The 24274-nt window shown below is 68.4% G+C and carries 21 protein-coding genes; 14 read left to right on the top strand and 7 right to left on the bottom strand.

Annotated elements, in window-relative coordinates; translation table 11 throughout:
* The first annotated feature begins 51 nt into the window (after window positions 1-51).
* The 11 genes from AC3WQM_RS03630 (at window position 52) to AC3WQM_RS03580 (ending at window position 13512) form a co-directional block, all read left to right on the top strand.
* Window positions 52-2079: an AAA family ATPase gene (locus tag AC3WQM_RS03630; RefSeq protein WP_492676970.1), complete on the top strand. Its 2028-nt coding sequence runs from the start codon at window positions 52-54 to the stop codon at window positions 2077-2079.
* Between the two features lie 43 nt (window positions 2080-2122).
* Window positions 2123-3469 (top strand): amino-acid N-acetyltransferase, encoded by a 1347-nt coding sequence (argA, locus tag AC3WQM_RS03625; RefSeq protein WP_062470199.1) that lies wholly within the window; start codon window positions 2123-2125, stop codon window positions 3467-3469.
* Window positions 3470-3495: 26 nt separating this feature from the next.
* The gene (locus tag AC3WQM_RS03620) at window positions 3496-4143 is read left to right on the top strand and encodes a LysE family translocator (RefSeq protein ID WP_492676969.1); all 648 of its coding nucleotides are present in this window, start codon (window positions 3496-3498) and stop codon (window positions 4141-4143) included.
* Window positions 4144-4268: 125 nt separating this feature from the next.
* Window positions 4269-5264, top strand: coding sequence for a DUF3829 domain-containing protein (locus tag AC3WQM_RS03615; RefSeq protein ID WP_492676968.1), 996 nt, complete (start codon window positions 4269-4271; stop codon window positions 5262-5264).
* 58 nt (window positions 5265-5322) lie between these two features.
* Window positions 5323-6534 carry a succinyldiaminopimelate transaminase gene (dapC, locus tag AC3WQM_RS03610; protein WP_492676967.1) on the top strand — a complete coding sequence of 404 codons (1212 nt, stop codon included), beginning with the start codon at window positions 5323-5325 and terminating at the stop codon, window positions 6532-6534.
* Window positions 6535-6584: 50 nt separating this feature from the next.
* Window positions 6585-7418, top strand: a complete 834-nt coding sequence (gene dapD, locus AC3WQM_RS03605) for a 2,3,4,5-tetrahydropyridine-2,6-dicarboxylate N-succinyltransferase (RefSeq protein WP_095745420.1) — start codon at window positions 6585-6587, stop codon at window positions 7416-7418.
* Between the two features lie 88 nt (window positions 7419-7506).
* Window positions 7507-8655 (top strand): PilT/PilU family type 4a pilus ATPase, encoded by a 1149-nt coding sequence (locus AC3WQM_RS03600; protein ID WP_062470184.1) that lies wholly within the window; start codon window positions 7507-7509, stop codon window positions 8653-8655.
* A 26-nt stretch (window positions 8656-8681) separates the two neighbouring features.
* Window positions 8682-9869, top strand: a complete 1188-nt coding sequence (dapE, locus tag AC3WQM_RS03595; protein WP_492676966.1) for a succinyl-diaminopimelate desuccinylase — start codon at window positions 8682-8684, stop codon at window positions 9867-9869.
* Window positions 9866-10747: a 50S ribosomal protein L3 N(5)-glutamine methyltransferase gene (gene prmB, locus AC3WQM_RS03590; protein ID WP_492676965.1), complete on the top strand. Its 882-nt coding sequence runs from the start codon at window positions 9866-9868 to the stop codon at window positions 10745-10747. Before dapE ends, prmB begins: the two co-directional genes overlap by 4 nt.
* A gap of 142 nt (window positions 10748-10889) precedes the next feature.
* Entirely contained in the window at window positions 10890-12899 is a 2010-nt protein-coding gene (locus AC3WQM_RS03585; RefSeq protein ID WP_492676964.1) for an ABC-F family ATP-binding cassette domain-containing protein, read from the top strand.
* A 91-nt stretch (window positions 12900-12990) separates the two neighbouring features.
* Complete coding sequence (locus AC3WQM_RS03580) at window positions 12991-13512, top strand: hypothetical protein (RefSeq protein ID WP_489056645.1); 522 nt, start codon at window positions 12991-12993, stop codon at window positions 13510-13512.
* Between the two features lie 10 nt (window positions 13513-13522).
* Here AC3WQM_RS03580 and AC3WQM_RS03575 read toward each other — a convergent pair whose 3' ends face one another.
* The gene (locus AC3WQM_RS03575) at window positions 13523-13753 is read right to left on the bottom strand and encodes a helix-turn-helix domain-containing protein (RefSeq protein WP_489056644.1); all 231 of its coding nucleotides are present in this window, start codon (window positions 13751-13753) and stop codon (window positions 13523-13525) included.
* A 70-nt stretch (window positions 13754-13823) separates the two neighbouring features.
* Between AC3WQM_RS03575 and AC3WQM_RS03570 the strand changes: the two genes are divergently transcribed.
* Both AC3WQM_RS03570 and AC3WQM_RS03565 read left to right on the top strand, forming a co-directional pair.
* Complete coding sequence (locus AC3WQM_RS03570) at window positions 13824-14549, top strand: helix-turn-helix domain-containing protein (protein WP_489056643.1); 726 nt, start codon at window positions 13824-13826, stop codon at window positions 14547-14549.
* A gap of 550 nt (window positions 14550-15099) precedes the next feature.
* Window positions 15100-15354 (top strand): hypothetical protein, encoded by a 255-nt coding sequence (locus tag AC3WQM_RS03565; protein ID WP_492676963.1) that lies wholly within the window; start codon window positions 15100-15102, stop codon window positions 15352-15354.
* Between the two features lie 43 nt (window positions 15355-15397).
* Here the strand turns inward: AC3WQM_RS03565 and AC3WQM_RS03560 are convergent, their stop codons facing one another.
* Complete coding sequence (locus AC3WQM_RS03560; RefSeq protein ID WP_492676962.1) at window positions 15398-16354, bottom strand: helix-turn-helix transcriptional regulator; 957 nt, start codon at window positions 16352-16354, stop codon at window positions 15398-15400.
* Between the two features lie 305 nt (window positions 16355-16659).
* On the opposite strand from AC3WQM_RS03560, the gene AC3WQM_RS03555 reads away from it, so the two are divergent.
* A complete protein-coding gene (locus AC3WQM_RS03555; protein ID WP_489056640.1) occupies window positions 16660-17562 on the top strand; it encodes a helix-turn-helix domain-containing protein in 903 nt (300 codons plus the stop codon).
* Between the two features lie 11 nt (window positions 17563-17573).
* Here the strand turns inward: AC3WQM_RS03555 and AC3WQM_RS03550 are convergent, their stop codons facing one another.
* The 5 genes from AC3WQM_RS03550 to AC3WQM_RS03530 all read right to left on the bottom strand — a co-directional run bounded on the left by AC3WQM_RS03550 (window position 17574) and on the right by AC3WQM_RS03530 (window position 24211).
* Window positions 17574-18620, bottom strand: coding sequence for an ABC transporter ATP-binding protein (locus AC3WQM_RS03550; protein WP_099789430.1), 1047 nt, complete (start codon window positions 18618-18620; stop codon window positions 17574-17576).
* 31 nt (window positions 18621-18651) lie between these two features.
* Window positions 18652-20913, bottom strand: a complete 2262-nt coding sequence (locus AC3WQM_RS03545; protein ID WP_492676961.1) for an ABC transporter permease — start codon at window positions 20911-20913, stop codon at window positions 18652-18654.
* A gap of 28 nt (window positions 20914-20941) precedes the next feature.
* Window positions 20942-21994: an ABC transporter substrate-binding protein gene (locus tag AC3WQM_RS03540; RefSeq protein WP_492676960.1), complete on the bottom strand. Its 1053-nt coding sequence runs from the start codon at window positions 21992-21994 to the stop codon at window positions 20942-20944.
* A gap of 123 nt (window positions 21995-22117) precedes the next feature.
* Window positions 22118-23458: a sensor histidine kinase gene (locus tag AC3WQM_RS03535; protein ID WP_492676959.1), complete on the bottom strand. Its 1341-nt coding sequence runs from the start codon at window positions 23456-23458 to the stop codon at window positions 22118-22120.
* 12 nt (window positions 23459-23470) lie between these two features.
* Entirely contained in the window at window positions 23471-24211 is a 741-nt protein-coding gene (locus AC3WQM_RS03530) for a response regulator (RefSeq protein WP_492677185.1), read from the bottom strand.
* Window positions 24212-24274: the final 63 nt, after the last annotated feature.

The raw sequence follows: 24274 nt of genomic DNA, 5'->3' as shown, positions 1-24274 counted from the left end.
GCTGCATTCCTGTTTCCGTGTCCCGAATCATTCGAAGAAAAAAAGAACCTCATGTCGCATCCAGACATTTCCCGTGACCTGCACACCACGCTGGCCGAGCGCACGCGCCACCTGCAGGCCATTGCCCATTCGCTGAAGACCGAGCTGTTCGGCATCGACGAGATCATCGATCGCGTGATCGATTCGCTGCGCGCCTGGTACGTGCTGCCGCAGCTCATCAGCCGCCCGGTCGTCATCTGCCTGTGGGGCCTGACCGGCACCGGCAAGACGCAGCTCGTGCGGCGCCTGGCGCAGCACCTGGGCTTTTACGACCGCTTCATCGAAGTGCAGATGGACGGATTCAGCCACGGCTCGGGCCACCGCACTGCCGGCTCGATCTCGGCCATGCTGGCCGAGTCGGGCATCGCCGAGGGCGCGCCCGGCATCCTCGTGCTCGACGAGTTCCAGCGCTTTCGCACCGTGGACGCCAACGGCAAGGAAGCGCGCGTGGAGCGCTACCAGGACGTGTGGGCGCTGCTCTCGGACGGCCGCCTGCCGCCGTCACTGTCGGTGCTCAGCGAAATCGAGTCGTCGCTGGCCTGGGCCGAGTACGACCAGGACCGCCGCACCGATGACGACGAAGAAGACGAAGAGGAAGAGGAAGACGGTGCCAAGGCCGGCAAGACCAAGCGCAAGCGCCGCCTGCAGCTCTCGCCCTGGGAAGCCCAGGAGTTCAAGCGCTGCCTGAAGCTGCGCGAGTCGCTGCTCGACATCATGACCTGGAAGCCCGACGAGATCCAGGCGCGGCTGCGCGCTTTTCGCGCCTCGCAGGACCACTGGGAAACCGACTACTCCAAGCTGCTGGTCTTCGTCTCGGGCAACCTCGACGAAATGTACGCCGAGACCGCCAAGCGGGTGGAAGACTGCGACACCGACGCCGACATCTTCCACGCGCTGACGAAGAAGCTCTCGCTCATCGACGTGAAGAAGGCGCTGGCCGAGCGCTTCAAGCCCGAGCAGGTCGCGCGGCTGGGCAACAACCACGTGATCTACCCGTCGTTCAGCCGCGCCACCTACGTGCGCCTGATCCTGTCGATCTGCGACCGCTACGTGGGCGAGATCCAGGAAAGCTCGGGCGTGCGCTTCGTGCTCGACGCGAGCGTGTACGAGCAGATCTACGCCAACGCCGTGTTCCCGGCGCAGGGCACGCGCCCGCTGTTCTCGTCGATCCACGCGATCCTGAGCGCGACGCTGGTCAACGCCGCGCTGTGGGCGCTCGAACAGGGCGCGCACGGCAGCGAGCCCGTGTGGCTGATGCTCGACCCCGGCGAGATCACGCCCGGCGGCCCGCGCCTGGTCGCGCGCTTCCGGCTGGCGCGGCGCGAGTTCCCGGTGGCGCTGGAGCTGAACCGGCTCAAGCAGCGCGCCAACGCCGACTTCCGTGCACTGCTCGCGGTGCACGAGGCCGGCCATGGCCTGGTGTACGCCCTGCTCTTCGGCCGCGCGCCGCAGGAGATCCGCATCAACGTCGCCTCGTTCGAGGGCGGCTACAACAGCTACGTGAAGCGCAAGGCCTGGTCGAAGCGCAACCTGCTGGACAGCGTGTGCGTGAGCCTGGCGGGCCGCGCGGCCGAGCGGCTGGTGTTCGGCGAATCGGGCTGCACCACCGGCGCCGAGCGCGACCTGATGCAGGCGACCGCGACGGCGGCGCGCCACGTGCGCCACCTGGGCTTCGGCACCCGCTGGAGCCGCACCGACGTGACGACCGATGCGAACGACAACCTCAACACCGACGTGGCCGCCACCAACCGCGAGATCGAGGCCATCCTGGCGCGCGAACACACCCGCGCGCTGGGCCTGCTCGAAGCGCACGCCACCGCCTTCATGGCGGTGATCGATGCGCTGATGGCGCAGGGCTCGATCGCGCCGGACGAGCTCGCCGCTCTGCTCGGCCTGCCGCTGGCGCCGGCCTCGCCGGCGGGTGCGGCCGAGGCGGCGGTGGAGCCGCTGGACGCCTACGCCGACCAGCTCGAGGCCTTCAAGGCCCGCGGCACGCCCGCCGCGGCCGGGGCCGGCCGGCTGCTGCGCGCCCTGGCATGACGCGCTGCACCAAAACCTTGCCAAGAATGCACAATCACGCCCCATGTCCACCGTCTTCAATTTCACCTTCGTGCCGTGGTTCCGCTCGGTCGCGCCCTACATCCACACGCACCGCGGCAAGACCTTCGTGGTCGCGCTCGCGGGTGAGGCCATCGCGGCGGGCAAGCTGCAGAACATCGCGCAGGACCTGGCCCTGATCCAGAGCATGGGCGTCAAGATCGTGCTGGTGCACGGCTTCCGACCGCAGGTCAACGAGCAGCTGGCGGCCAAGGGCCACGAGGCGAAGTACTCGCACGGCATCCGCATCACCGACGCCGTGGCGCTCGATTCGGCGCAGGAAGCCGCGGGCCAGCTGCGCTACGAGATCGAGGCCGCCTTCAGCCAGGGCCTGCCCAACACGCCCATGGCCGGCTCGACGGTGCGCGTGATCTCGGGCAACTTCATCACCGCGCGCCCCGTGGGCGTGGTCGACGGGGTGGACTTCAAGCATTCGGGCCTGGTGCGCAAGGTGGACGCGGCCGGCATCCGCCGCACGCTCGACTTCGGCGCGATGGTGCTCATGTCGCCCTTCGGCTTCTCGCCCACCGGCGAGGCCTTCAACCTGACGATGGAAGAAGTGGCGACCAGCGTGGCCATCTCGATCCAGGCCGACAAGCTGATCTTCCTGACGGAAGTGCCGGGCATCCGCGTGGACAGCGAACTGCCCGAGAGCGAAGACAACCCGATCGACACCGAGCTGCCGCTGGCCGCCGCCGAAAAGCTGCTGGCCTCGCTGCCGCCCGCGCAGAAGCCGACCGACACCGCCTTCTACCTGCAGCACTGCGTGAAGGCCTGCAAGGGCGGCGTGGAGCGCAACCACATCCTGCCGTTCGCGCTCGACGGCTCGCTGCTGCTCGAGATCTACGTGCACGACGGCGTCGGCACCATGGTGATCGACGAGAAGCTCGAGAGCCTGCGCGAAGCCACGGTGGACGACATCGGCGGCATCCTGCAGCTCATCGAACCCTTCGAGCGCGACGGCACGCTGGTCAAGCGCGACCGCACCGAGATCGAGCGCGACGTGGGCCACTACACGGTGATCGAGCACGACGGCGTGATCTTCGGCTGCGCGGCGCTGTACCCGTACCCCGAAGCGAAAACCGCCGAGATGGCCGCGCTCACGGTGTCGCCGCAATCGCAGTCGCAGGGCGACGGCGAACGCATCCTCAAGCGCATCGAGCACCGCGCCAAGGCCATGGGCCTGGAAAGCATCTTCGTGCTCACCACCGTCACGATGCACTGGTTCCTCAAGCGCGGCTTCCAGCAAGTCAACCCCGACTGGCTGCCCGAGGCGCGCAAGCGCAAGTACAACTGGGACCGCAAGAGCCAGGTGCTGGTCAAGAAGATCTAAGTACCCACAGAAAGAAAGACGCCCCGATGACGCTCGCCACCGCCCTGCTGTTCGCCATCGTGGCCTTCGCCGCCATCGCCACGCCCGGCCCCACGGTGCTGCTGGCCCTGAGCAACGGCTCGCGCCACGGCGTGCGACGGGCGCTGCCGGGCATGCTCGGCGCGGTGCTGTCCGACTTCGTGCTGGTCGGCGCCGTCGCGCTCGGCCTGGGCGCGCTGCTCGCGGCTTCGGAGTTCTGGTTCTCGATGCTGAAGTGGGTCGGCGCGGTCTACCTGGCCTGGCTCGGGCTGCGCATGCTGCGCTCCCAGGGCGGCTTCCAGCTGCCGAACGCGGACGCCGCAGCCACCGTCACGGCGGGTGAAAGCCGGCGCATCTTCTTCAAGTCCTTCCTGGTGGCGGTGACCAACCCCAAGGGCTACATCTTCTGCTCGGCGCTGCTGCCGCAGTTCATCGACCCGGCCGCCGCGCAGGCGCCGCAGTACCTGATCATTGCGCTGATCTTCGCGGGCCTCGACATGCTGGTGATGCTGGGCTATGCCTTCGTCGGCGCCCGCGCGATCCGGCTGCTCACGGTGTCGGCCACCCGCTGGATCGACCGCGCCTGCGGCAGCATGCTGCTGGCGCTGGCGGGCTCGCTCGCCTTCTATCGGCGCAGCGCGGCCACCGCCGTCTGACCGACCTCGCGTCCCCTCGACCGCTGTCCTCAGGCAGCGGCGCTCCTCCCCACGATGTTTTTCTGGCAAGCCGTGCCATCCCGCGGCCTGCCCGTGCTGTTTTTTTCAACGGAGGAAACGAAAGAATGAAGAAGTACCAAACCCTGCTGGGTGCCACCCTCGTCGCCGTCTCGGCGCTCGTCGCGGGCTGCGGCGACAAGGCGGACAAGACCGCCCCGCCCGCTTCCGCCGAAGCCAAGCCCGCCGCCCAGGCCGGCAACGACCAGCAGCAGCTTGTCGAAAAGTACAACCTCTACGTCGACGTCTCGAACAACCTGCGCACCTCGTTCCAGGAAGCCCGCGAGAGCTACGTGACCGGCCAGGTGCCGCTGCTGCAGGCCAAGGCGCCGCTCACCAGCCTGCGCATCCAGAACGACATCCTGGTCGACCGCTCGGCCCAGAAGCTCGATGCCGCCGCCGCCATCGCCGCGCCGCTGCCCGAGATCGACGAATCGGCCAAGGCCTTTTCAGCCGCGCTCAAGGTGCTGTCGCCCCTGAGCCGCGAGCTGAACGACTACGCCAATTCCAAGGGCTACCTCGCCGACAACGGCGACAAGGCACGCCAGATGAGCGCCGACTACCTGGCCGCGCTCACCAGCGTCGCGCAGGCCGAAGCTGCCTTCGACAAGGGCCTGAGCGCCCGCGACCAGGCACTCACCAAGGAAGCCTTCGAGAAGGCGCCCAAGGACACCGCCGCCTACTACCGCGCCGGCCTGATCTACCACGGCAAGCTCAACCACGCCGACGCCATGGCGCTGTTCGCCGCACCCAACGACCCGCAGGCGCTGGCCGCCTTCGAGGCCTCGCTGGCGCTGGTGGTCGACTCGGCCGCGGGCTGGAGCAAGAAGACCGCCGAGCCGTCGGCCCAGAGCGGCAAGAGCTGCAGCGGCGGCATGCTGCAGATCAACGAGTTCATCGGCCAGTCGCGCTCGGTGATCAAGGACGCCAAAGACGGCGTGTTCAAGCGCAAGGAAACCGGCGCGATGGCCCGCATGGGCCGCTCGGCCATCGTCGACGCGGCCCACCGTTACAACCAGAACTTCGCCAACATGATCGGCCAGTTCAACCACCCGCTTTGCTGAGCGGGCCAAGGCGTGCGGAGCGTGCGGGCCGCCCGGCCCGTCGCCGATAATCCGGGGCATGAATCCTTTGCTTTCCAAATTGCAGCCGTACCCCTTCGAGCGGCTGAAGCAACTGTTCGCGGGCGTCACGCCCGCCCCCGAATTCGCCCCCATCAGCCTGGGCATCGGCGAGCCCAAGCACGCCACGCCGGCCTTCATCAAGGACGCCCTGAGCGCCGGCCTCGGCGCCCTTGCCGCCTACCCGGCCACCGCCGGCGAGCTGAAACTGCGCACCGCCTTCACCGACTGGCTGCATCGCCGCTACAGCCTGTCGCTCGACCCGGCCACCCAGGTACTGCCGGTCAACGGCTCGCGCGAGGCGCTGTTCTCGCTCGCCCAGACCGTGGTCGACGCCAGCGGCAGCACCAAGCCGGTGGTGATGTCGCCCAACCCGTTCTATCAAATCTACGAGGGCGCGGCCCTGCTCTCGGGCGCCGAGCCGTACTACGTGCCCAGCGTGCCCGCGCGCAACTTCGCCGTCGACTGGGACAGCGTGCCCGAGGCCGTCTGGGCCCGCACCCAGCTCGTGTTCGTCTGCTCGCCGGGCAATCCCACGGGCGCGGTGATGTCTCTGGACGAGTGGAAGAAGCTCTTCGCGCTGTCCGACCGCCACGGCTTCGTCATCGCCGCCGACGAGTGCTACAGCGAGATCTACTTCCGCGACGAACCGCCGCTCAGCGGCCTCGAAGCCTCGATGAAGCTCGGCCGCCCCGACTTCAAGAACCTGATCGCGCTCACCTCGCTGTCCAAGCGCAGCAACGTGCCCGGCCTGCGCAGCGGCTTCGTGGCCGGCGACGCGGCCCTCATCAAGGGCTTTTTGCTCTACCGCACCTACCACGGCAGCGCCATGAGCGGCGCCGTGGCCGCCGCCAGCATCGCGGCCTGGGGCGACGAGTCGCACGTGGTCGACAACCGCGCCCAGTACCGCGCCAAGTTCGCCGCCGTCACGCCGCTGCTCGAACCCGTGCTCGACGTGCGCCTGCCCGACGCCAGCTTCTACCTCTGGGCCGGCGTGCCCGAAGTGTGGGCTGGCGACGACGAAGCCTTCGCCCGCGCGCTCTACGCTCAATACAATGTCACGGTTCTGCCGGGGAGCTATCTGGCGCGCGACACCGACCACAGCGCCAACCCGGGCCGCGGTCGCATCCGCATGGCGCTGGTGGCCGAAACCGCCGAGTGCGTCGAGGCCGCCCAGCGCATCGTCCGGTTCGTCAAAGACGGCCGTCGCTGACCCCCTGTCGCCCCGCTTCCCTGCCCCCTTTTTCACCCGAGACTCTCTCCATGACACAGCAACTGCAACAAATCATCGACGCCGCGTGGGAAGACCGCGCCAACATCTCGATCACCGCCGCCCCCGCCGAAGTGCGTGACGCCGTCGAGCACGTGATCACCGAGCTGAACAACGGCAAGCTGCGCGTCGCCACCCGCCAGGGCGTGGGCCAGTGGACCGTGCACCAGTGGATCAAGAAGGCCGTGCTGCTGTCGTTCCGCCTGAAGGATAACGAGCAGATCCAGGCCGGCTCGCTGGGCTTCTACGACAAGGTGCCGACCAAGTTCTCGCACCTGTCGGCCGCCGAGCTGAAGGAATCGGGCGTGCGCATCGTGCCGCCGGCCGTGGCCCGCCGCGGCAGCTTCATCGCCAAGGGCGCGATCCTGATGCCCTCGTACGTGAACATCGGCGCCTACGTGGGCGAAGGCTCCATGGTCGACACCTGGGCCACCGTCGGTTCGTGCGCGCAGGTCGGTGCCAACGTGCACCTGTCGGGCGGCGTGGGCCTGGGCGGCGTGCTCGAGCCGCTGCAAGCCAACCCGACCATCATCGAAGACAACTGCTTCATCGGCGCACGCTCCGAAGTCGTCGAAGGCGTGATCGTCGAAGAGAACTCGGTGCTGGGCATGGGCGTGTACCTGGGCCAGAGCACCCCGATCTTCAACCGCGACACCGGCGAAATCTCGTACGGCCGCGTGCCCGCCGGCAGCGTGGTCATCAGCGGCAGCCTGCCCAAGAAGACCAAGTCGGGCCAGGACTACAGCACCTACGCCGCGGTCATCGTGAAGACGGTCGACGCGCAGACGCGCTCCAAGACCAGCCTGAACGACCTGCTGCGCGACTGACGCACCCAACCACCGGCCGCTGGCTTCACCGCTCGCGGCCGGTCCGCTTCTTCCCCTGAGAAAAAAACAGCACCGAGGAGAGAGACCGATGAACATGATGGAACGGATTCTTCGTTTGATGGCCGAGCGCAAGGCCTCCGACATCTACCTCTCGGCCCACTCCCCGGTGATGATCCGCATCAACGGCAACTGCCTGCCCATCAATGCGCAGGTGCTGCCGCCGACCGCGCCGCTGGCGCTGTTGTCGGAAGTGGTGCCCGAAGCCCGCATCCAGGAACTGGAAAACACGGGCGAACTCAACATGGCCGTCGCCCTCGAAGGCGCCGGCAACTACCGCATCAGCGCCATGCGCCAGCGCGGCAGCTACGCGGTGGTGGTGCGGCACATCGCCTCGGTCATCCCCAGCTTCGACGACCTGAACCTGCCCGACATCCTGAAGTCGCTCATCATGGAAAAGCGCGGGCTGATCCTGATGGTGGGCGCCACCGGCGCGGGCAAGACGACCACGCTGGCCTCGATGCTCGATTACCGCAACGAGCACGCCAGCGGCCACATCCTCACGGTCGAAGAGCCGATCGAGTTCACCTACACCAACAAGAAATCGCTGGTGAACCAGCGCGACGTGGGCAGCGACACCACCTCGCTGCAGGTGGCCCTGAAGAACGCGCTGCGCCAGGCGCCCGACGTGATCCAGATCGGCGAAATCCGCGACCGCGACACCATGACGGCCGCCATCGCCTACGCGCAGTCGGGCCACCTGTGCGTGGCCACACTGCACGCCAACAACAGCTACCGCGCGCTGAACCGCATCCTGAGCTTCTTCCCGGTCGAGGTGCGCCCCACCCTGCTGGGCGACCTGGGCTCGGCGCTGCGCGCCGTGGTGTCGCAGCGCCTGCTGCGCACGCCGGCCGGCGGGCGTGTGCCCGCGCTCGAAGTGATGCTGAACACCGCGCTGGTGGCCGACCTCATCGAAAAGGGCGACTTCTCCGGCGTCAAGGAGGCCATGGAGCAGTCGATGGCCGAAGGCTCGCAGACCTTCGAGGAAGACATCGCCCGCCTCATCACCGAGGAGCGCGTGACCCGCGAAGAAGGCCTGGCCAACGCCGACTCGCCCACCAACCTGATGTGGCGCCTGCAGAACCGCGACGCGCCCAAGAAGCAGGCCGAGGATCGCGACCTGACCGACCAGCTCGACGAACCGACTTTCACCGACATCACGCTAGACGTGAAGTTCTGACCGCCCCCTTAATCCCCGCTCCCTCGATGTCCCGTACGCTCCAGCTCGCCGAACAACTGATCTCGCGCCCTTCCGTCACCCCCGACGACGCGGGTTGCCAACAGATCCTGGGCGAACGCCTCGCCGCGCTGGGCTTCACGCTGGAAACCATCGAGAGCGGCCCGGCCGATTTCCGGGTCACCAACCTCTGGGCCGTGCGCCGCCCCACGAACGGCCGCGCGACGAAGACGCTGGTCTTTGCCGGCCACACCGACGTGGTGCCCACCGGCCCGCTCGACCAGTGGAGCAGCCACCCGTTCACGCCCACGCACCGCGACGGCAAGCTCTACGGCCGCGGCGCCTGCGACATGAAAACCTCGGTCGCGGCCTTCGTGACCTCCATCGAAGAGTTCCTGCAAGGCGAGCCCGACCCGGCACTCACGCTGGCTCTGCTGCTGACCAGCGACGAAGAAGGCCCGGGCGTCGACGGCACCGTGATCGTCTGCAACGCGCTGGCCGCACGCGGTGAAACCATCGACTACTGCATCGTCGGCGAGCCCACCTCGGTGGCGCGCTGCGGCGACATGATCAAGAACGGCCGCCGCGGCACCATGAGCGGCAAGCTCACGGTGAACGGCGTGCAGGGCCACATCGCCTACCCGCACCTGGCGAAGAACCCGGTTCACGCGGTGGCGCCGGCACTGGCCGAGCTGGTGGCGATCAATGCCGCCGGCGGCTGGGACGCACAAAGCAACCCCTACTTCCAGCCCACCAGCTGGCAGATCAGCAACTTCCACGCAGGCACCGGCGCGAGCAACGTCATTCCGGGCAGCGCGGTGATCGACTTCAATTTCCGCTTCTCGACCGAGTCGACGCCCGAATCGCTGCAGCAGCGCGTGCACGCCGTGCTCGACGCACACGGCGTCGACTGCACGCTGGCCTGGACCGTCGGCGGCCTGCCCTTCCTGACCACGCCCGGCGAACTCGTCACGGCCGTGCAGGCGGCAATCCGCGAAGAGACCGGCCTGGACACCGAGCTGTCGACCAGCGGCGGCACCAGCGACGCGCGCTTCATCGCCAAGATCTGCAAGCAGGTGGTCGAGTGCGGCCCCGTGAACGCCAGCATTCACAAGATCGACGAGCACATCGACGTGGCCGAGATCGAGACACTGAAGAACATCTACCTGCGCACGCTGCGCGGGCTCGACGCGGCGCTTGCGCAAGGCGCCCGATGAGCACCGTCATCGAACTGATCGAAGCCGGCGCCAAGCGGCTCGAAGACGCCGGCGTGGCCTTCGGCCACGGCACCGCCAACGCCTTCGACGAAGCCGCCTGGCTCGTGCTGTGGCGCCTGAAGCAGCCGCTGGACGACATCGACGCCGTGGCCGACACCCCCGTGTCGCCCGCCGATGCCGCCAAGGTGACCGCGCTCATCGACGAGCGCATCGCCACCCGCAAGCCCGCCGCCTACCTCACGAAAGAGGCGTGGTTGCAGGGCGTGCCCTTCTACGTGGACGAGCGCGCCATCGTGCCGCGCAGCTTCATTGCCGAGCTCATCGCCGACGGCAGCATCGACTACTGGCTGGGCGAACACACGCAGCGCGTGCTCGACCTGTGCACCGGCAACGGCAGCCTCGCGGTGCTCGCGGCGCTCACCTACCCGGATGTGACGGTGGACGCGGCTGACCTGTCGGTGCAAGCCCTCGAAGTGGCCGCGATCAACGTCACGCGCCACGCGCTCGACACCCGCGTCACCTTGATCGAATCGGACGGCCTGAAGAGCGTGCCCGGTACGTACGACCTCGTGCTGTGCAACCCGCCCTACGTGAACAGCGCCAGCATGGCCGCGCTGCCCGCCGAGTACCGCGCCGAGCCCGAACTGGCGCTGGCCGGCGGCACCGACGGCATGGACTTCGTGCGCCAGCTGTTCACCGACGCGCCCGCCCGCATGAGCGAGCAGGCCGTGCTGGTGCTGGAAATCGGCAACGAGCGCGACTACTTCGAGGCCGCGTTTCCGCAACTCGAGGTGGTCTGGCTCGAAACCTCGGCCGGCGAAGACCAGGTGCTGCTGGTCACCCGGACGGCGCTGCTGGCCGGCGCCGGCGTGCGTTAGCGGCGCCCGCCCAAGCCCCCTTTTTTGCCTTGCATGCAGCCTCGTGGCTGCCCCCCCTTTCATCGGGTGATGTCCGCCTTTGCCCCTTCGCGCCGGCTCGCTGAAGGTCGGACGGGATAATCCCCCCTACGGTTCCTATTTCATGATTACTCTCAAAAACGTCATTCTTCGCCGCAGCGCCAAGAAACTGCTCGACGGCGCCACCGTCAATCTCAACCCCGGCGAAAAGGTCGGCCTGGTGGGACGCAACGGCGCCGGCAAGTCGTCGCTGTTCGCGCTGTTCAACGGCACGCTGCACGAAGACGGCGGCGATTTCTACATTCCAAAGCAGTGGCGCATGGCCCAGGTCGCGCAGGACATGCCCGAGACCGAGGAGTCGGCCACCGACTTCGTGGTCGGCGGCGACACCCGCCTGACCGAGCTGCGCGCCACGCTGGCCGCCATTGAAGCCGCCTACGCCGAGAACCCCGACGACGCCGACATCGGCATGGAGCTGGCCCACGCCTACACCGACCTGGCCGATGCCGGCGAGCACGACGCCGTGCCGCGCGCGCAGGCGCTGGTGCTGGGCCTGGGCTTCAAGTCGCACGAGCTCGACGAGCCCGTCAACAGCTTCTCGGGCGGCTGGCGCATGCGCCTGCAGCTGGCCCGCGCGCTGATGTGCCCCAGCGACCTGCTGCTGCTCGACGAACCGACCAACCACCTGGACTTGGACGCCCTGGTGTGGCTCGAAGCCTGGCTGCAGAAGTACGCCGGCACCATGATCGTCATCAGCCACGACCGCGAGTTTCTCGACGCCGTGACCGACGTCACCCTGCACATCGCCAACGCGCAGCTCACACGCTACGGCGGCAACTACAGCAAGTTCGAGGACATGCGCGCGCTGCAGATGGAGCAGCAGCAAGTGGCCTTCAGCAAGCAGCAGGACAAGATCGCCCACCTGCAGAAGTTCATCGACCGCTTCAAGGCCAAGGCCAGCAAGGCCAAGCAGGCACAAAGCCGGGTCAAGGCACTGGAGCGCATGGAACGGGTCGCGCCACTGCTGGCCGAGGCCGACTTCACCTTCGAGTTCAAGGAGCCGGGCAACATCCCGAACCCGATGCTCTCGATCGACAACGCGAGCTTCGGCTACGAGATCGAAGGCGAAGCGCCCAAGACCATCCTGCGCGGCGTCAGCCGCTCGGTGCTGGCGGGCCAGCGCATCGGCATCCTGGGCGCCAACGGCCAGGGCAAGTCGACGCTGGTGAAGACCATTGCGCGCGAAATGGGCGCGCTGGCCGGCCAGGTCACCGAAGGCAAGGGCCTGAACATCGGCTACTTCGCGCAGCAGGAACTCGACGTGCTGCGCCCGCAGGACAACCCGCTCGAGCACATGGTGCGCATGGCGCGCGAACTCGGCAGCAATGCCAAGGAAGCCACCGGCGAGCAGGCCCTGCGCGGCTACTTGGGCAGCTTCAACTTCAGCGGCGACATGGTCAAGCAGCCCGTGGGCACCATGAGCGGCGGCGAAAAAGCCCGCCTCGTGCTCGCGATGATGGTCTGGCAGCGCCCCAACCTGCTGCTGCTGGACGAGCCCACCAACCACCTGGACCTCGCCACCCGCGAAGCCCTGGCCGTGGCGCTCAACGAGTTCGAAGGCACGCTGATGCTGGTGAGCCACGACCGTGCACTGCTGCGTTCGGTGTGCGACGAGTTCTGGCTCGTGGGCCGCGGCGTCGTTGCCGACTTCGACGGCGACCTGGACGACTACCAGCGCTACCTGCTCGACGAGTCCAAGCGCCTGCGCGAAGAGGCCAAGGTGGCCGTGCGCGAAGCGGACGCCGTGGCGGCGGCAGCCGCTGCCGCAGCAGCCGCCGCGGTACCGGCCAAGAGCAGCAGCAACACCCCCGAGCAGCGCAAGCAGGACGCCCAGGAGCGCCAGCAGCGCAGCGAGCAGGCCAAGCCGCTGAAGAAGGAACTCGCCAGGATCGACGAGCGCATGGCCGCGGCCAGCACCGAGCGCAGCACGCTTGAAGCCCGGCTGGCCGAACCGCTGCCGCCCGCCGAGATCGCCGAGGCCGGCAAGCGGCTGAAGGCGCTCAACGACGAGATCGCGCAGCTCGAAGAGCGCTGGCTGGCGCTGTCCGACCAGCTCGAAGCGCTGGCCGCCTAAACCCTTTGGCCGCGCGCGGCTGGCAATCAGCCAGCCTGCGCGGGCCGGGTAGCATGGCAAGGTCAGGGAACCCGCCAAGGAGCCACGCTGCATGCCTTCTTCGATCGAACTCGCCCGGGGCGATGAAAAACTCATCGCGGCCATCCACCGCAGCCGACGCCTGATCGGCCGCAAGGCCCTCATGGCCGCCGCCGCCAGCGCCATCCCGCTGCCCGGCGTCGACTGGATGGCCGACGCGGCGCTGCTCTCGCGCCTCGTGCCGCAGATCAGCTCCGAGTTCGGCCTCTCGGTCACCCAGGTCGAAAAGCTCGCGCCGCACCAGCGCGAGCGCATCCAGAAGGCCGCCACCACGCTCGGCGCCCTGCTCGTGGGCCGCCTCGTCACGCGCGAGCTGCTCATGAAGCTCGCCCGCCACGCCGGCATCCGCCTCACCGCCAAGCAGGCCACCAAGTACGTGCCCATTGCCGGGCAGGTGGTGTCGGCCGCGCTCGGCTATGCCGCGCTGCGCGCGCTGGGCGAACAGCACATCAAGGACTGCGTGCGCGTGAGCACCACGCTGGCCCTGACGCCACCTGAGCCGCCCGCGCCCGCCGAACGGCTCAAGCCGGCCTGAGCCTGCCGCCTCAGTCGCGGGCTGGCGGCGACACGCTGTGCGCGGCCGGCCGCAGCGCCTCTTCCTTCATGCGCTGCTCGTAGGCGGCCAGCAGCGCGACGTAGTGGCGCGACATCACGTCGCTCACCCGCCCCAGCCCGATCTTGCTCACCGTGGGCTGCGGAATGCCCGTGCGTTCCTGGATCTGCTTTTGCGTCAACCCGAGCGCCCGCAGCGCTTGCACCAATTCGCGTGGCTTCATATCGATCCTCCCTTTTTTTCCTATTTTAGAGTCCAATACGAATATTCATCTGCGCTTGAATCTCCACCCCATGGAGACTATTGCTTCTCGTGCCCTGGCCGCACGCAAATTCGCCAAGATGACGCAGAAGCAGGCCGAGGCCGCTTCGGGTGTCAAGCAGTCGAGCATCTCGAAGATCGAGCGTGGCGACACCAGCCGGTCGATGAGCGTGCTCGCCCTGGCGCGCGCCTACCGCGCCGATCCCAACTGGCTCGACACCGGCGACGGTCCCGCCCCGTGGGACGAGGTGCAGATCCGCCTGGCACGCGACAACGCCCACGAGCCGCCCGGCCCCTACCGCGTCACCCGCATCCCACCCGCCGGCCCGGGCTTTGCGCCGCAGACGCCCGGCACCGTGCCGCTGATCACGTGGGAGCACGCAGGCGAATGGCGCGGCGCCGAATCGCCGCCCCGGCCGACGCTGGCCGAACGCTGGATTCCCTGCATCGCGCACCACAGCGCCGGCACCTACGCGCTGCGCGTGCGCGGCGACAGCATGACCTCGCCGCACGGGCACCTGAAGAGCTACCCGGCCGGATCGATCGTTTTTGTCGACCCGCAGCACACCACGCCCGACGACGGCGAACGCGTGATCGCCAAGCTCGACGACGACACCAGCGGCGAAGTCACCTTCAAGGTCTACAAGGCCGACGCGGGCCGCCGCTGGCTGCTGCCGCTGAACCCCGCGCACGAGGCGGTGCGCGTGCCCTTCACCGTGCTGGGCACCGTGATCGGCAAGTGGGAAGACGAAGACTGAAGACCGAAAGAGCCTCTTTTCGCGAGGTCAGGTTGCGTACAGATTCGCTGGGCACAGTGAGGTTTCTCCCGGTGGCTTGCACCTCTGATCCTCCCTCCTCCAGCAAGTCACCCTTCCAGCCCGCCCTCGTGCGGGCTGTTTTTTTGCCTGCATGCTGCGCGCCTGCATGAAGATTTTGAGGGGCTGATTCATTTTGGTATATAATCGACGGTTGCCCGAAACGATCGGGCATTTGCCTGGCCAGGCAAGCTGAATCTCATACCAGCGCGTCGAAGTCATAGCGACGAGAAAAACAACAATGACTTCCGCAAACGAATCTTTGCCGTAGCGTGGACCGCGTAAGAGTTCACGACCAACTTCCGAACAAAGCCCTCCTCGTGAGGGCTTTTTCATTTCCGGCCTGCTAACGGCGCCAAGGGGCCCCAAGGCGTTTGCCTGCCGTCAACCCCTCTTTTTTCCTACACGGTGTAACGGAATGCGGCCTACGCGGTTCCACCCGGGCGCAAGAGACGATTCGTTCACTGTCAGCACAGGGAACAAAGGGAACGACATGAGCCTCAGGGACATCCGCGAACGCTACGGCGTGAGCTTCGAAAGAGGAACCCGCGTCATCTGCGGCGGCCGCCTCGGCACCGTCGCCGGCGCGAGCAATTCGCACATCCGCGTCAAGTTCGACGGGCGCCAGATCAGCAGCCCGTGCGATCCGATGGAAGTTCAGCCGTGCCGTGAGGGCGCCACGGGCCCCACCGGCCTCGCGGACCTCGCGCCACAGGCCAGCGCGCAGGACTGGCACGCCCCGGCCTGACACCCGCACGGGGGCCTCGAAGGCCCCTTGTCTTCGCCGCTTCTCAGATTTCGCTCAGCACGCCGAAATCGCTGTCGCTCTGCTGCACCGCGTTCACCAGTTGCACGCGGTTGCGCGCGGCGAAGCGGCGCCGCAGCTGGCGCATGTGGTAGTCGACCGTGTGGGACGACAGGTCCAGCCGGTTGGCGATTTCCTTGTCGCTGCGCCCCTGCAGCAGGTGCTGAAGGATGTCCTGTTGCGTCGCCGAGATCTCGATGCGCCCTGTGCCCGGCGCGCCGACGATGCGCGTGTGGCGCGTCACGTACTCGTGCACGCTCAGGCCCAGGACCAACCCCTGCCCGATCACGCTGTCGGTGATCCAGTCGCGCCCGGGCCGGCGCGACAACAGGCTGATCACGGTGTGCTGGTTCACGTGCGTGGGCGAGGCCAGGCGAAACATCAGCCCGCTGCGGATGTCGCTGGCCTCCAGGTCATCGAGAAAGCGCTGGCGCTGGCCGCCCGGGTCGTCGGGCTCCTGCGCCGCCAGGGCTTCGAGCTGCGTCACGTCCCACACCAGCGGCACGCTCGACGCGGGCACGCCCTGCTGGCGCAGGTCGCCGCCGCAGTAGCTGTGCGCGAAGTAGCGTTGGGTCCACTCGGGGTTCGCATACGCCGTGAAGAAGCTCAGCGGCCACCAGCGTCCCCGCATGTACGCCACCGCGCCATAGCCCAGCCAGTCGAAGTCGAGCGTGTGCAGCATGCCGCGCACCAGCGCCGCACGGGACTCGATGTCGGGGGCGTCCAGCAGGTCGCCGACGATGCTGGGCACGCTGCCGGCCGGGCGCTGCACGGTCTGCGGCAGGAACAGCTGCTCCTCGCCATAGAACTGCGGGATCGGCTGGGTGCACTGCTGCAGCTCGGCATCGGACAGCGACGCGGGATCGACATCCTGCGGTTGTTGCTGCGGCGCGTGTGACAGCGACGCCAACGGGGCTCGATAGAACAAGGTAGACAGAATCATGGGAGGCCTGATGGATGTGCCGCCGGCACCAGACAGTATTCAGTGGGGCGGACTGGGAGCCAAACTACCAAAAGGGCGGAGACACCGCCTTGTAAATTCTTAGCAACCGACGGGCGCGCAGCATGCCGCGCAGGCGGTGCGCGGCAATGTCCTACAGCCCGCGCTTCCAACTGAATACCTTCGCCTGAAGCGCGCGCGGCACCGGTCGATTCCTGTGCGATCGAGGCTTCACAGATGCAAACCTCGCTGGCATGCTGCGCACCGCACGCAGCAATTGCCCGACGTTCGCAAACCCCCGTCTCCCGATGGAACCCGTTGCCTCCCGCTACTGGCGAGACGCCGATCTCGCAGGTCTTCAATTCACCGCCAACCGCTTCCGCCATCGCGAGGTGCGGCCGCATCGGCACGTCGGCTTCACGCTCGCGGTGGCCGACACCGAACTGCATGTGCGCAGCGGCACCCGCGTGACCGTCGTGCCGCCCGGCACGCTGCTGCGCATCGCGCCGCATGTCTGGCATTCGGTGCAGGCGCGCACGACACCGTGGCACGAAGACGCGCTCTACTGCAGCTTCGCCGTGGCGCGCTGCATCAGCCCCGTGGACGACGCACTGCCGCGTGCGCGCGTGCAGGACGACGCGGGCATCTCGGTGTTCCTCGATGCCGCCGCGGCGCTCGAATTCCTCGAATGCCATCGCCTGCTCTTCGCGCCCACGCGCAACGGCAACGCCGACGACGTCGTTGCGGCGCGCACGCTGCTGCGCCGGCGCCTGGCGCAATGGATTCCTGCCGAGCCGCCACCCGTGCACGCGCACGGGCCCGACGACGCGCCACCGCTGCCCGACAGCGGCGACGAACGCCTGAACCGGCTCTACGCCCTGATCGCGTCGGGCTTTCACCAGCGCATGACGCTCGACAGCCTCGCCGACGAGGTCGGCTGGCATCCGGTGCATCTGCAGCGGCGCTTCCGGGCCGCATGGGGCTTCACGCCGCACGAGATGCTGGTGGGCCATCGCATCGAGTACGCGCGCGACCTCATCGCCGGCGGCGCACACGTCACCTACGCGGCGCATGCGGCGGGCTTCACCGACCAGAGCCATCTGCACAAGACCTTCATGACCACCTACGCCGTGCTGCCCGGCGACTACCGCAAGCTCGCCGCGCTCGACGCGCTGCAGCCGCTGTCGGCCCGCAACGGCATCGCCGGGTAGGTGACTCGTGTTCATTGCGCGGCAACGATGGACACGCCGTGGTCCGCCAGGTACAGGCTCACCGGCGCGCCCTGGCTCAGCGGCTGGCGCACCTCGGGCGACACCACGAAGATGTCGCCCAGCGGGCTGCGGAAGGTGTATTCCACCAGGCTGCCCACATAGGTCTGCTTGAGCACGCGCGCCGCCAGGCCGGTGCTGGCGACGGGCCCGATCACCCAGGCCTCGGGCCGCACCGCGATCTTCACCGGGCCGGGGCGCACGCCCGGCGCAGCCACCACGGTCAGCGCGCCGAGCGACACGCGCCCGTCTTCGCCGCACTCGCCGTCGAACAGCATCGCCTCGCCCATGAAGCCGGCGACGAACTCGGAGTTCGGCGCTTCGTACAGCTCGTGGGGCGTTCCCTGCTGCGCGATCACGCCCTGGTCCATCACGATGATGTGGTCGCTGACGGCCAGCGCCTCGTTCTGGTCGTGCGTGACGTAGGCCACGGTCAGCGCCAGGCGCTGCTGCAGCGCGCGGATCTCCTCGCGCATCGAGCGGCGCAGGCGGGCATCGAGGTTCGACAGCGGCTCGTCGAACAGCAGCACCGCGGGCTCCAGCGCCAATGCGCGCGCCAGTGCCACGCGCTGCTGCTGGCCACCTGACAGCTCGCTGGGCGTGCGCTCGTTCATGCCGCGCAGGCCGACCGTCTCGAGCATCAGCGCGGCCTTTTCGCGCGCCTGCGGCACGGGCAGGCCCGACATGCGCAGCCCGTACGAGACGTTCTCGATCACGTTCATGTGCGGGAACAGCGCGTAGCTCTGGAACACCAGGCTCACGTTGCGCTGCGCGGCGCCCAGCGCGGTCACGTCCTTGCCGTCGATCAGGATGCGCCCGGCGCTCGGGCTCTCCAGCCCCGCGAGCATGCGCAGCGTGGTCGTCTTGCCGCAGCCCGAGGGGCCGAGGATGGTGGTCAACGTGCCCTTGGGCACGCCGAAGCTGATGTTCTTCACCACCAGCGGCGCGTCGGAGGCCGTGCCGTAGCGCTTGGAGACGTTCTGGAATTCGAAGCCGTACATCTGGATCTGTCTTTCGCTTGTGAAAACTCAATCAAAGCTGCGCGGCCACCGGCGCCGCGCGCTCGGGGCCGGCGGGTGCAACGTCGACATCCGGGCGGGCCGTGCCCGCTGCACGCCGGCCCAGCTTGCGGTCGCCCACCAGCCACTGGATGGCCGCGGTCGCCAGCGCCATGAACACGATCAACGCGGTGCTGTAGGCCAACGCCACGCCGTAGTCGCCCTGCCCCACGCGCCCGATGATGAAGGTGGTGGCCAGTTCGGTCTCGGCCGTCACCAGGAAGATCACCGCCGACACCGTCGTCATCGCCCGCACGAAGCTGTAGATCAGCGAGGCCGTGAGCGCCGGTTTCAAGAGCGGCAGCACCACCGACCACAGCGTGCGCGCGGTGGAAGCGCGCAGCATCAGCGAGGCCTCGTCGAGCGACTTGTCCAGCTGGCGGAAGGCCGCCGAGCCGGCGCGCACGCCCACCGGCAGGTTGCGGAAGATGAAGCACATCACGATGATCAGCCCGGTGCCCGTCATCTCGAAAGGCGGCACGTTGAAGGCCACCACGTAGCTCACGCCCAGCACCGTGCCCGGGATCGCGAAGGCCATCAGGGCCGAGAACTCGAAGGCGCCCTGCCCGCGGAACTGCACCCGCGCCAGCAGCCAGGCGATCAGCAGGCCCAGCCCGGTCGTCAGCGGCGCCGCAATGGCCGCCAGCTGGATGGTGGTGAAGAGCGAGTTCCACGCCAGCCCCACCCACTGCAGCCCGCCGCCCTCGAAGGTGATGGCAAAGGCCGAGCGGAAGTGGTCCAGCGTGGGCGTGTAGTTGCGCCCCCAGGTCTGCACGAAGCCGCCGGTGAAGGCAAAGCAGTACACCACCAGCGTGAACACCAGCCACGGCACCGCGATGGCCAGCGCCACCCGGCGCAGGCCATGGGGCAGCCGCATCGGAATGCCCGCGTCGCCCTTGCCCGACACCGTCGTGTAGTTCTTGCGCCCGAGCACGCCGCGCTGCAGCGCGAACACGCCCAATGCGAACAGCGTGAGCACCCAGGCAAGCGCCGCGGCACGGCCCTGGTCGAACTGCGCGCCCACGATGGCGAAGAAAATTTCGGTCGACAGCACCGAGAACTGGCCGCCCGCCACGATCGGGTTGCCGAAGTCGGCAATGCTCTCGATGAAGCCCACCAGGAAGGCATTGGCCAGGCCCGGCAGCATCAGCGGAAAGGTCACGTGACGGAAGGTGCGGCCCGCGTCGGCGCGCAGCGTCTGCGACGCTTCTTCCAGCGACGGGCTGATGCCCTGCACCACGCCGCGCACGATCAGGAAGGCGATGGGCGTGAAGGCGAACAGCTGCGCCAGCCACACGCCGAACCAGCCGTAGAACCAGCGCCCCGGCTCGATGCCGAAGGCCCATTCGAGGAACTGGTTGACCAGCCCCGCGCGCCCGAACAGCAGCACCAGCCCGAGCCCGACCACGAACGGCGGCGTGATGATCGGCAGCGGCGCCAGCAGCCGCAGCGCGCGGCGCACCCGCGAGTCGCTGCGGTCTTCGATCAGTGCCAGCAAGGTGCCCAGCGCCGTGGTGCTCAGGCCGGTGAGCACCGCAAGAAAAAGCGTGTTCCAGGCCACGCCGCAGTTGCGTGCGGAGTTCAGGCAGCCCAGGCCCCAGGTGCGCTCGTTGCCCACGCGCGCCAGCCAGGCGCCCAGGCTGATCGCACCGCTCTCGTCGACGAAGGCGCTCGCCAGTGCGCGCAGCACCGGGAAGGCCACGAACACCATGAGCAGCCCGCCGCTGCCGACCACCGCCGCCGCCACGAACAGGTCGCCACGGAAGGCGCCCGAACGCGCGAAGCCGAAGGCGGTGAGCATCATCAACGCCGTGAGCACGCCCACGGCGCCCCAGCCGAAGCCGGGCTGGCCGATGCCCGCCGCGCCGAACAGGCCGGACCAGGCGCCGGCATCGGGCGCGTTCGGCAGGCCGATGGCAAAGCCCTGCGCCAGCACGCCGAACACGCCCAGCGCCCCGCTCCACGCGAGCAGGCGGCCCTGGGTCTTGCCCGGCGCCATGCCCAGCGCCACGAGCCCGGCGAGCAACGGCCACAGGCCCAGCAGCAGCCAGGGCCGGTGGTGCAGCAGCACCTGCGCCAAGGCCGACGAGGTGTCGTGCCCCGCCGCCAGTTCGCTCAGCCCCTGCAGCCCGAACAGGCCCTCGGGCAGGCTGTACCAGGGCAGCAGCACGAAGGCCGCCAGGCCCAGCGCAGACCACAGCCCGATCGCGCGGTTGTTGTTGTCCTTGAATTTCATGGTGTCGGCTTTTCCCGGTCGCTTGAACTCAGCGCGGCAGCGCGTTCACTTCGCGCTCCCAGCGCTCGATCAGGCGCTTGCGTTCGGCCGACTGGCCGTACTTGGCGTAGTCGTAGTGGATGAACTTGATCTTGCGGAAGTCGGGAATGCGGCTGTCCAGCGGCGTGGTCTTGTTCGAGGGCAGCTGGAACTGCTTGGCCGCCACGCCCAGTTGCTGGGCGGCGGGCGTGAGCGCCCATTCGTAGAACTTCTTCGCGTTCTCCAGGTTGCGCGAGCCCTTGACGATCGACAGGGAGCCGATCTCCGCGCCCGTGCCTTCGCAGGGCGTTTCGGTCGCGATGGGAAAGCCCTGCATCTGCTCGCCCGGCGCGTCGTGCACGAAGCTGATCGACACCGCGGTCTCGCCGCGCGCCGCGGCCTTGATCGGGCCGGTGCCCGAGCGGGTGTACTGGCTGACGTTCTTGTGCAGGCCCTTGAGGTAGTCGTAGGCCTTGTCCTCGCCCATCAGCTGGACGATGGTCGCGATCATCGTGTAGGCCGTGCCCGAACTCGCGGGGTTGGCCACCTGCACCTCGCCGCGCAGCGCGGGCGACAGCAGGTCTTTCCAGCACTTGGGCACCGGCAGCTTCTTCTTGGCCAGCAGTTCGGTGTTGTAGGCAAAGCCCAGCGGCCCCGAGTACACGCCCACCGTGCGCCAGCCCGACTGCTCGGCCTGCGCCTGCGCCCACGGATGCAGTTGCGCCAGCGAGGGCGACTTGTAGGCCAGCGTGAGGTCCTGCTCGGCCGCCTGCAGGTGCGGGTCGCCGGTGCCGCCGAACCACACGTCGCTCTTCGGGTTGGAACGCTCGGCGATCAGCTGCGCCAGCGCCTCGCCGCTGCCGCGCTTGAGCACGTTGACCTTGATGCCTGCGCTGCGGGCGAAGGTGGTGCTGATCAGCGAGCACCACTCGTCCTGCACCGAGCACACCACGTTGAGCTGGCCCGAGCCCTGGGCCCGCGCCTCGGCCTGGACCCACAGGGCTGCGGCCGCCAGCGCGGTGGCGCTCAGGATCTTTCGTGTGCTTGCGGTCGTTGTCGTCATCGTCGTCATCTCCGGGTTGTGCTTCATCAAGGTTCTTGCGGCGACACCTGTCCCCCGGCTGCGATGGCGCCGGATGGAACGGGCAGAAAGGGAAGGAAAGAAAGAGGCGCGGGAACGCGCGCGTCAGGGCCCCTGGCCCCAGGTGACCACCGCATCGACGCCGATCACGCGGCCGTTGTCGATGCGGTTGTAGAGGTCCATGCTGGCGCCCATCGCATCGGCGATCTGGCGGCAGATCGACAGGCCCAGTCCCACGCCGCCCTTGGCGGCAGAAAACGCCTGGAACAACCGGGGCCGCACCTCGTCGTCGAGGCCCTGCCCTTCGTCCCACACCACCAGCTCGGTGTTGCCCGCATAGCCGCGCAACAGCACGCCGAGCCGACCGGCCGCCGGCGTGTGATGGATCGCGTTGGCCAGCAGGTTGCGCAGCAGCTCGCCGAGCATCAGCGCATCGGCCGGGGCCCACATCTCGTCGCCTTCGAGCGCGAAGTCCAGCCGCTTGGCGGCGATCAGCGGCGACAGCTCCATCACCGCATCGCGCGCCACGCCGCGCAGGTCGATGGGCTTCAATTCACCGGCGCGCTTGATCTGCTCCAGCTTGGTGAGGCTGAGCAACTGGTTGGCCATGCCCGTGGCCCGGTCGACCGTGTGCAGCATTTGCGGCAGCGCCTCGCTCAGCGGCACGTCGCCCGCCATGGCCGACTGCAGCTGCGTGCGCAGCACCGACATCGGCGTGCGCAGCTGGTGCGAGGCATCGGCCAGGAAGCGGCGCTGCTGGCCCACCCATTCGCGCTGGCGCCGGTGCAGGCCGTGCATGCGCTCGACCGCGGGGCGCAGCTCGGCCGGGCCGTCGTAGTCGAGCGCATCGACGTTCGGCGCATCGAGCGCCTGCCGCGCTCGCTCGAGCCAGCGCGCGGCCACGGCCACGCCGCTGCAGACCACCACCGACATCAGCGCGGCACTGGCATAGAGCCAGGCCAGCAGGCGTTGCGGCAGGGCCTGCCACAGCGCAATGCGCTGGCGCAGCGGCTCCGCCACCTGCACGACCACGCCTTCGGCCATCGCCGCACCCGGCACATGGCGCAGCGCCGCAGCAGCGCGCATCGGTGCGCCGCCGCGCTGCGTGATGTACAGCGCCGGCAGGCCCGACGCCGGCAATGCGCCGCGCCAGGGATACGCCGCCAGGGCGCGGTCGCCCGCGAGCCAGTCACCCTGCATGCTGCTCACCCTGTACGCCAAAGGTTCGAGCGTGGACGCGAATGCCACACCTTCGGCTTGCACCACGGCCTGCTGGACCACCTGCGAGATCGCCGCGCCCAGGCGCTCGTCCTGCGCGCGCGCCACCTCGGCGAACGCCAGCAGCACGTGCCACAACGTGACGGCCGCCACGATCAGCCACAGCCCGCCGAGCATCCAGGCCAGCAGGAACTGCCGCAGCGAGACCGCGCGAAGGAGGCGTTGCACCCATGCCTTCACCTACCGCGCCGCTCGTTGTTGTTGCTGTTGCAGCGACTGCTGCTGCTGCTGCTGCTGTTGCTGCTGCTGCACCGCCGCGCTCGCGTCGTCGCACAGCAGGTAGCCCACGCCGCGCAGCGTCATGATCTCGACACTCGCGCCGGCCAGCTTCTTGCGCAGGCGATGCACGATCACCTCGATGGCTTCGGCATGGGCCGTGTCGTCGGCGCCGAACACCGCGTCGCGCAGGGCTTCCTTCGGCACCACATGGTCGACGCGCGACATCAGGCTCTTGAGCAGCTCGGCCTCGCGCGGCGACAGCTCCAGCGGGCTCTCGTCGCGGTAGAAGGCGTTGGATGCCGCCTCGTAGTGCAGCCGGCCGCAGCGCAGCTCGCCGTCGCGCCCTAGCCGGCGCGTGAGTGCGCCCAGTCGCGCGATCAGCTCGTCCAGGTCGAAGGGCTTGGCCAGGTAGTCGTCGGCGCCGGCATTGAGCCCGACGATGCGCTCACCCACCGCGCCGCGTGCCGTGAGTACCAGCACCGGCGTGCGGTTGCCGTCGCCGCGCAGGCGCTGCAGCAGCTCCAGGCCGTCCAGGCCCGGCAGTGACAGGTCGAGCACCACCACGTCGAAGCGCTTCTTGCGCGCCGCCGCCAGCGCCTCGATGCCGTCGGCGCAGCACAGCACCTCGAACCCGCGCGACGAGAGGCTTCGGCCCAGCACGCCCGAGAGATCGAAATCGTCTTCAACCAGCAGCAGCTTCATGCCTTGCATCGTGCCATTCCTCTGCCGGCTGCGAACCGGGAGTTGCCCGCCTGAACGGTGAAA

The sequence above is a fragment of the Variovorax sp. FW301-JW7 genome, assembly GCF_058788795.1.
Note: the sequence above shows the minus strand (reverse complement) of the source record. Positions and strands in the feature narration are given on the sequence as shown.

Bases quoted from the DNA above. Each gene is read 5' to 3' on its own strand.
- AC3WQM_RS03630 (WP_492676970.1), top strand. From the start codon at position 52: ATGTCGCATCCAGACATTTCCCGTGACCTGCACACCACGCTGGCCGAG.
- argA (WP_062470199.1), top strand. From the start codon at position 2,123: ATGTCCACCGTCTTCAATTTCACCTTCGTGCCGTGGTTCCGCTCGGTC.
- AC3WQM_RS03620 (WP_492676969.1), top strand. From the start codon at position 3,496: ATGACGCTCGCCACCGCCCTGCTGTTCGCCATCGTGGCCTTCGCCGCC.
- AC3WQM_RS03615 (WP_492676968.1), top strand. From the start codon at position 4,269: ATGAAGAAGTACCAAACCCTGCTGGGTGCCACCCTCGTCGCCGTCTCG.
- dapC (WP_492676967.1), top strand. From the start codon at position 5,323: ATGAATCCTTTGCTTTCCAAATTGCAGCCGTACCCCTTCGAGCGGCTG.
- dapD (WP_095745420.1), top strand. From the start codon at position 6,585: ATGACACAGCAACTGCAACAAATCATCGACGCCGCGTGGGAAGACCGC.
- AC3WQM_RS03600 (WP_062470184.1), top strand. From the start codon at position 7,507: ATGAACATGATGGAACGGATTCTTCGTTTGATGGCCGAGCGCAAGGCC.
- dapE (WP_492676966.1), top strand. From the start codon at position 8,682: ATGTCCCGTACGCTCCAGCTCGCCGAACAACTGATCTCGCGCCCTTCC.
- prmB (WP_492676965.1), top strand. From the start codon at position 9,866: ATGAGCACCGTCATCGAACTGATCGAAGCCGGCGCCAAGCGGCTCGAA.
- AC3WQM_RS03585 (WP_492676964.1), top strand. From the start codon at position 10,890: ATGATTACTCTCAAAAACGTCATTCTTCGCCGCAGCGCCAAGAAACTG.
- AC3WQM_RS03580 (WP_489056645.1), top strand. From the start codon at position 12,991: ATGCCTTCTTCGATCGAACTCGCCCGGGGCGATGAAAAACTCATCGCG.
- AC3WQM_RS03575 (WP_489056644.1), bottom strand. From the start codon at position 13,753: ATGAAGCCACGCGAATTGGTGCAAGCGCTGCGGGCGCTCGGGTTGACG.
- AC3WQM_RS03570 (WP_489056643.1), top strand. From the start codon at position 13,824: ATGGAGACTATTGCTTCTCGTGCCCTGGCCGCACGCAAATTCGCCAAG.
- AC3WQM_RS03565 (WP_492676963.1), top strand. From the start codon at position 15,100: ATGAGCCTCAGGGACATCCGCGAACGCTACGGCGTGAGCTTCGAAAGA.
- AC3WQM_RS03560 (WP_492676962.1), bottom strand. From the start codon at position 16,354: ATGATTCTGTCTACCTTGTTCTATCGAGCCCCGTTGGCGTCGCTGTCA.
- AC3WQM_RS03555 (WP_489056640.1), top strand. From the start codon at position 16,660: ATGGAACCCGTTGCCTCCCGCTACTGGCGAGACGCCGATCTCGCAGGT.
- AC3WQM_RS03550 (WP_099789430.1), bottom strand. From the start codon at position 18,620: ATGTACGGCTTCGAATTCCAGAACGTCTCCAAGCGCTACGGCACGGCC.
- AC3WQM_RS03545 (WP_492676961.1), bottom strand. From the start codon at position 20,913: ATGAAATTCAAGGACAACAACAACCGCGCGATCGGGCTGTGGTCTGCG.
- AC3WQM_RS03540 (WP_492676960.1), bottom strand. From the start codon at position 21,994: ATGACGACAACGACCGCAAGCACACGAAAGATCCTGAGCGCCACCGCG.
- AC3WQM_RS03530 (WP_492677185.1), bottom strand. From the start codon at position 24,211: ATGAAGCTGCTGCTGGTTGAAGACGATTTCGATCTCTCGGGCGTGCTG.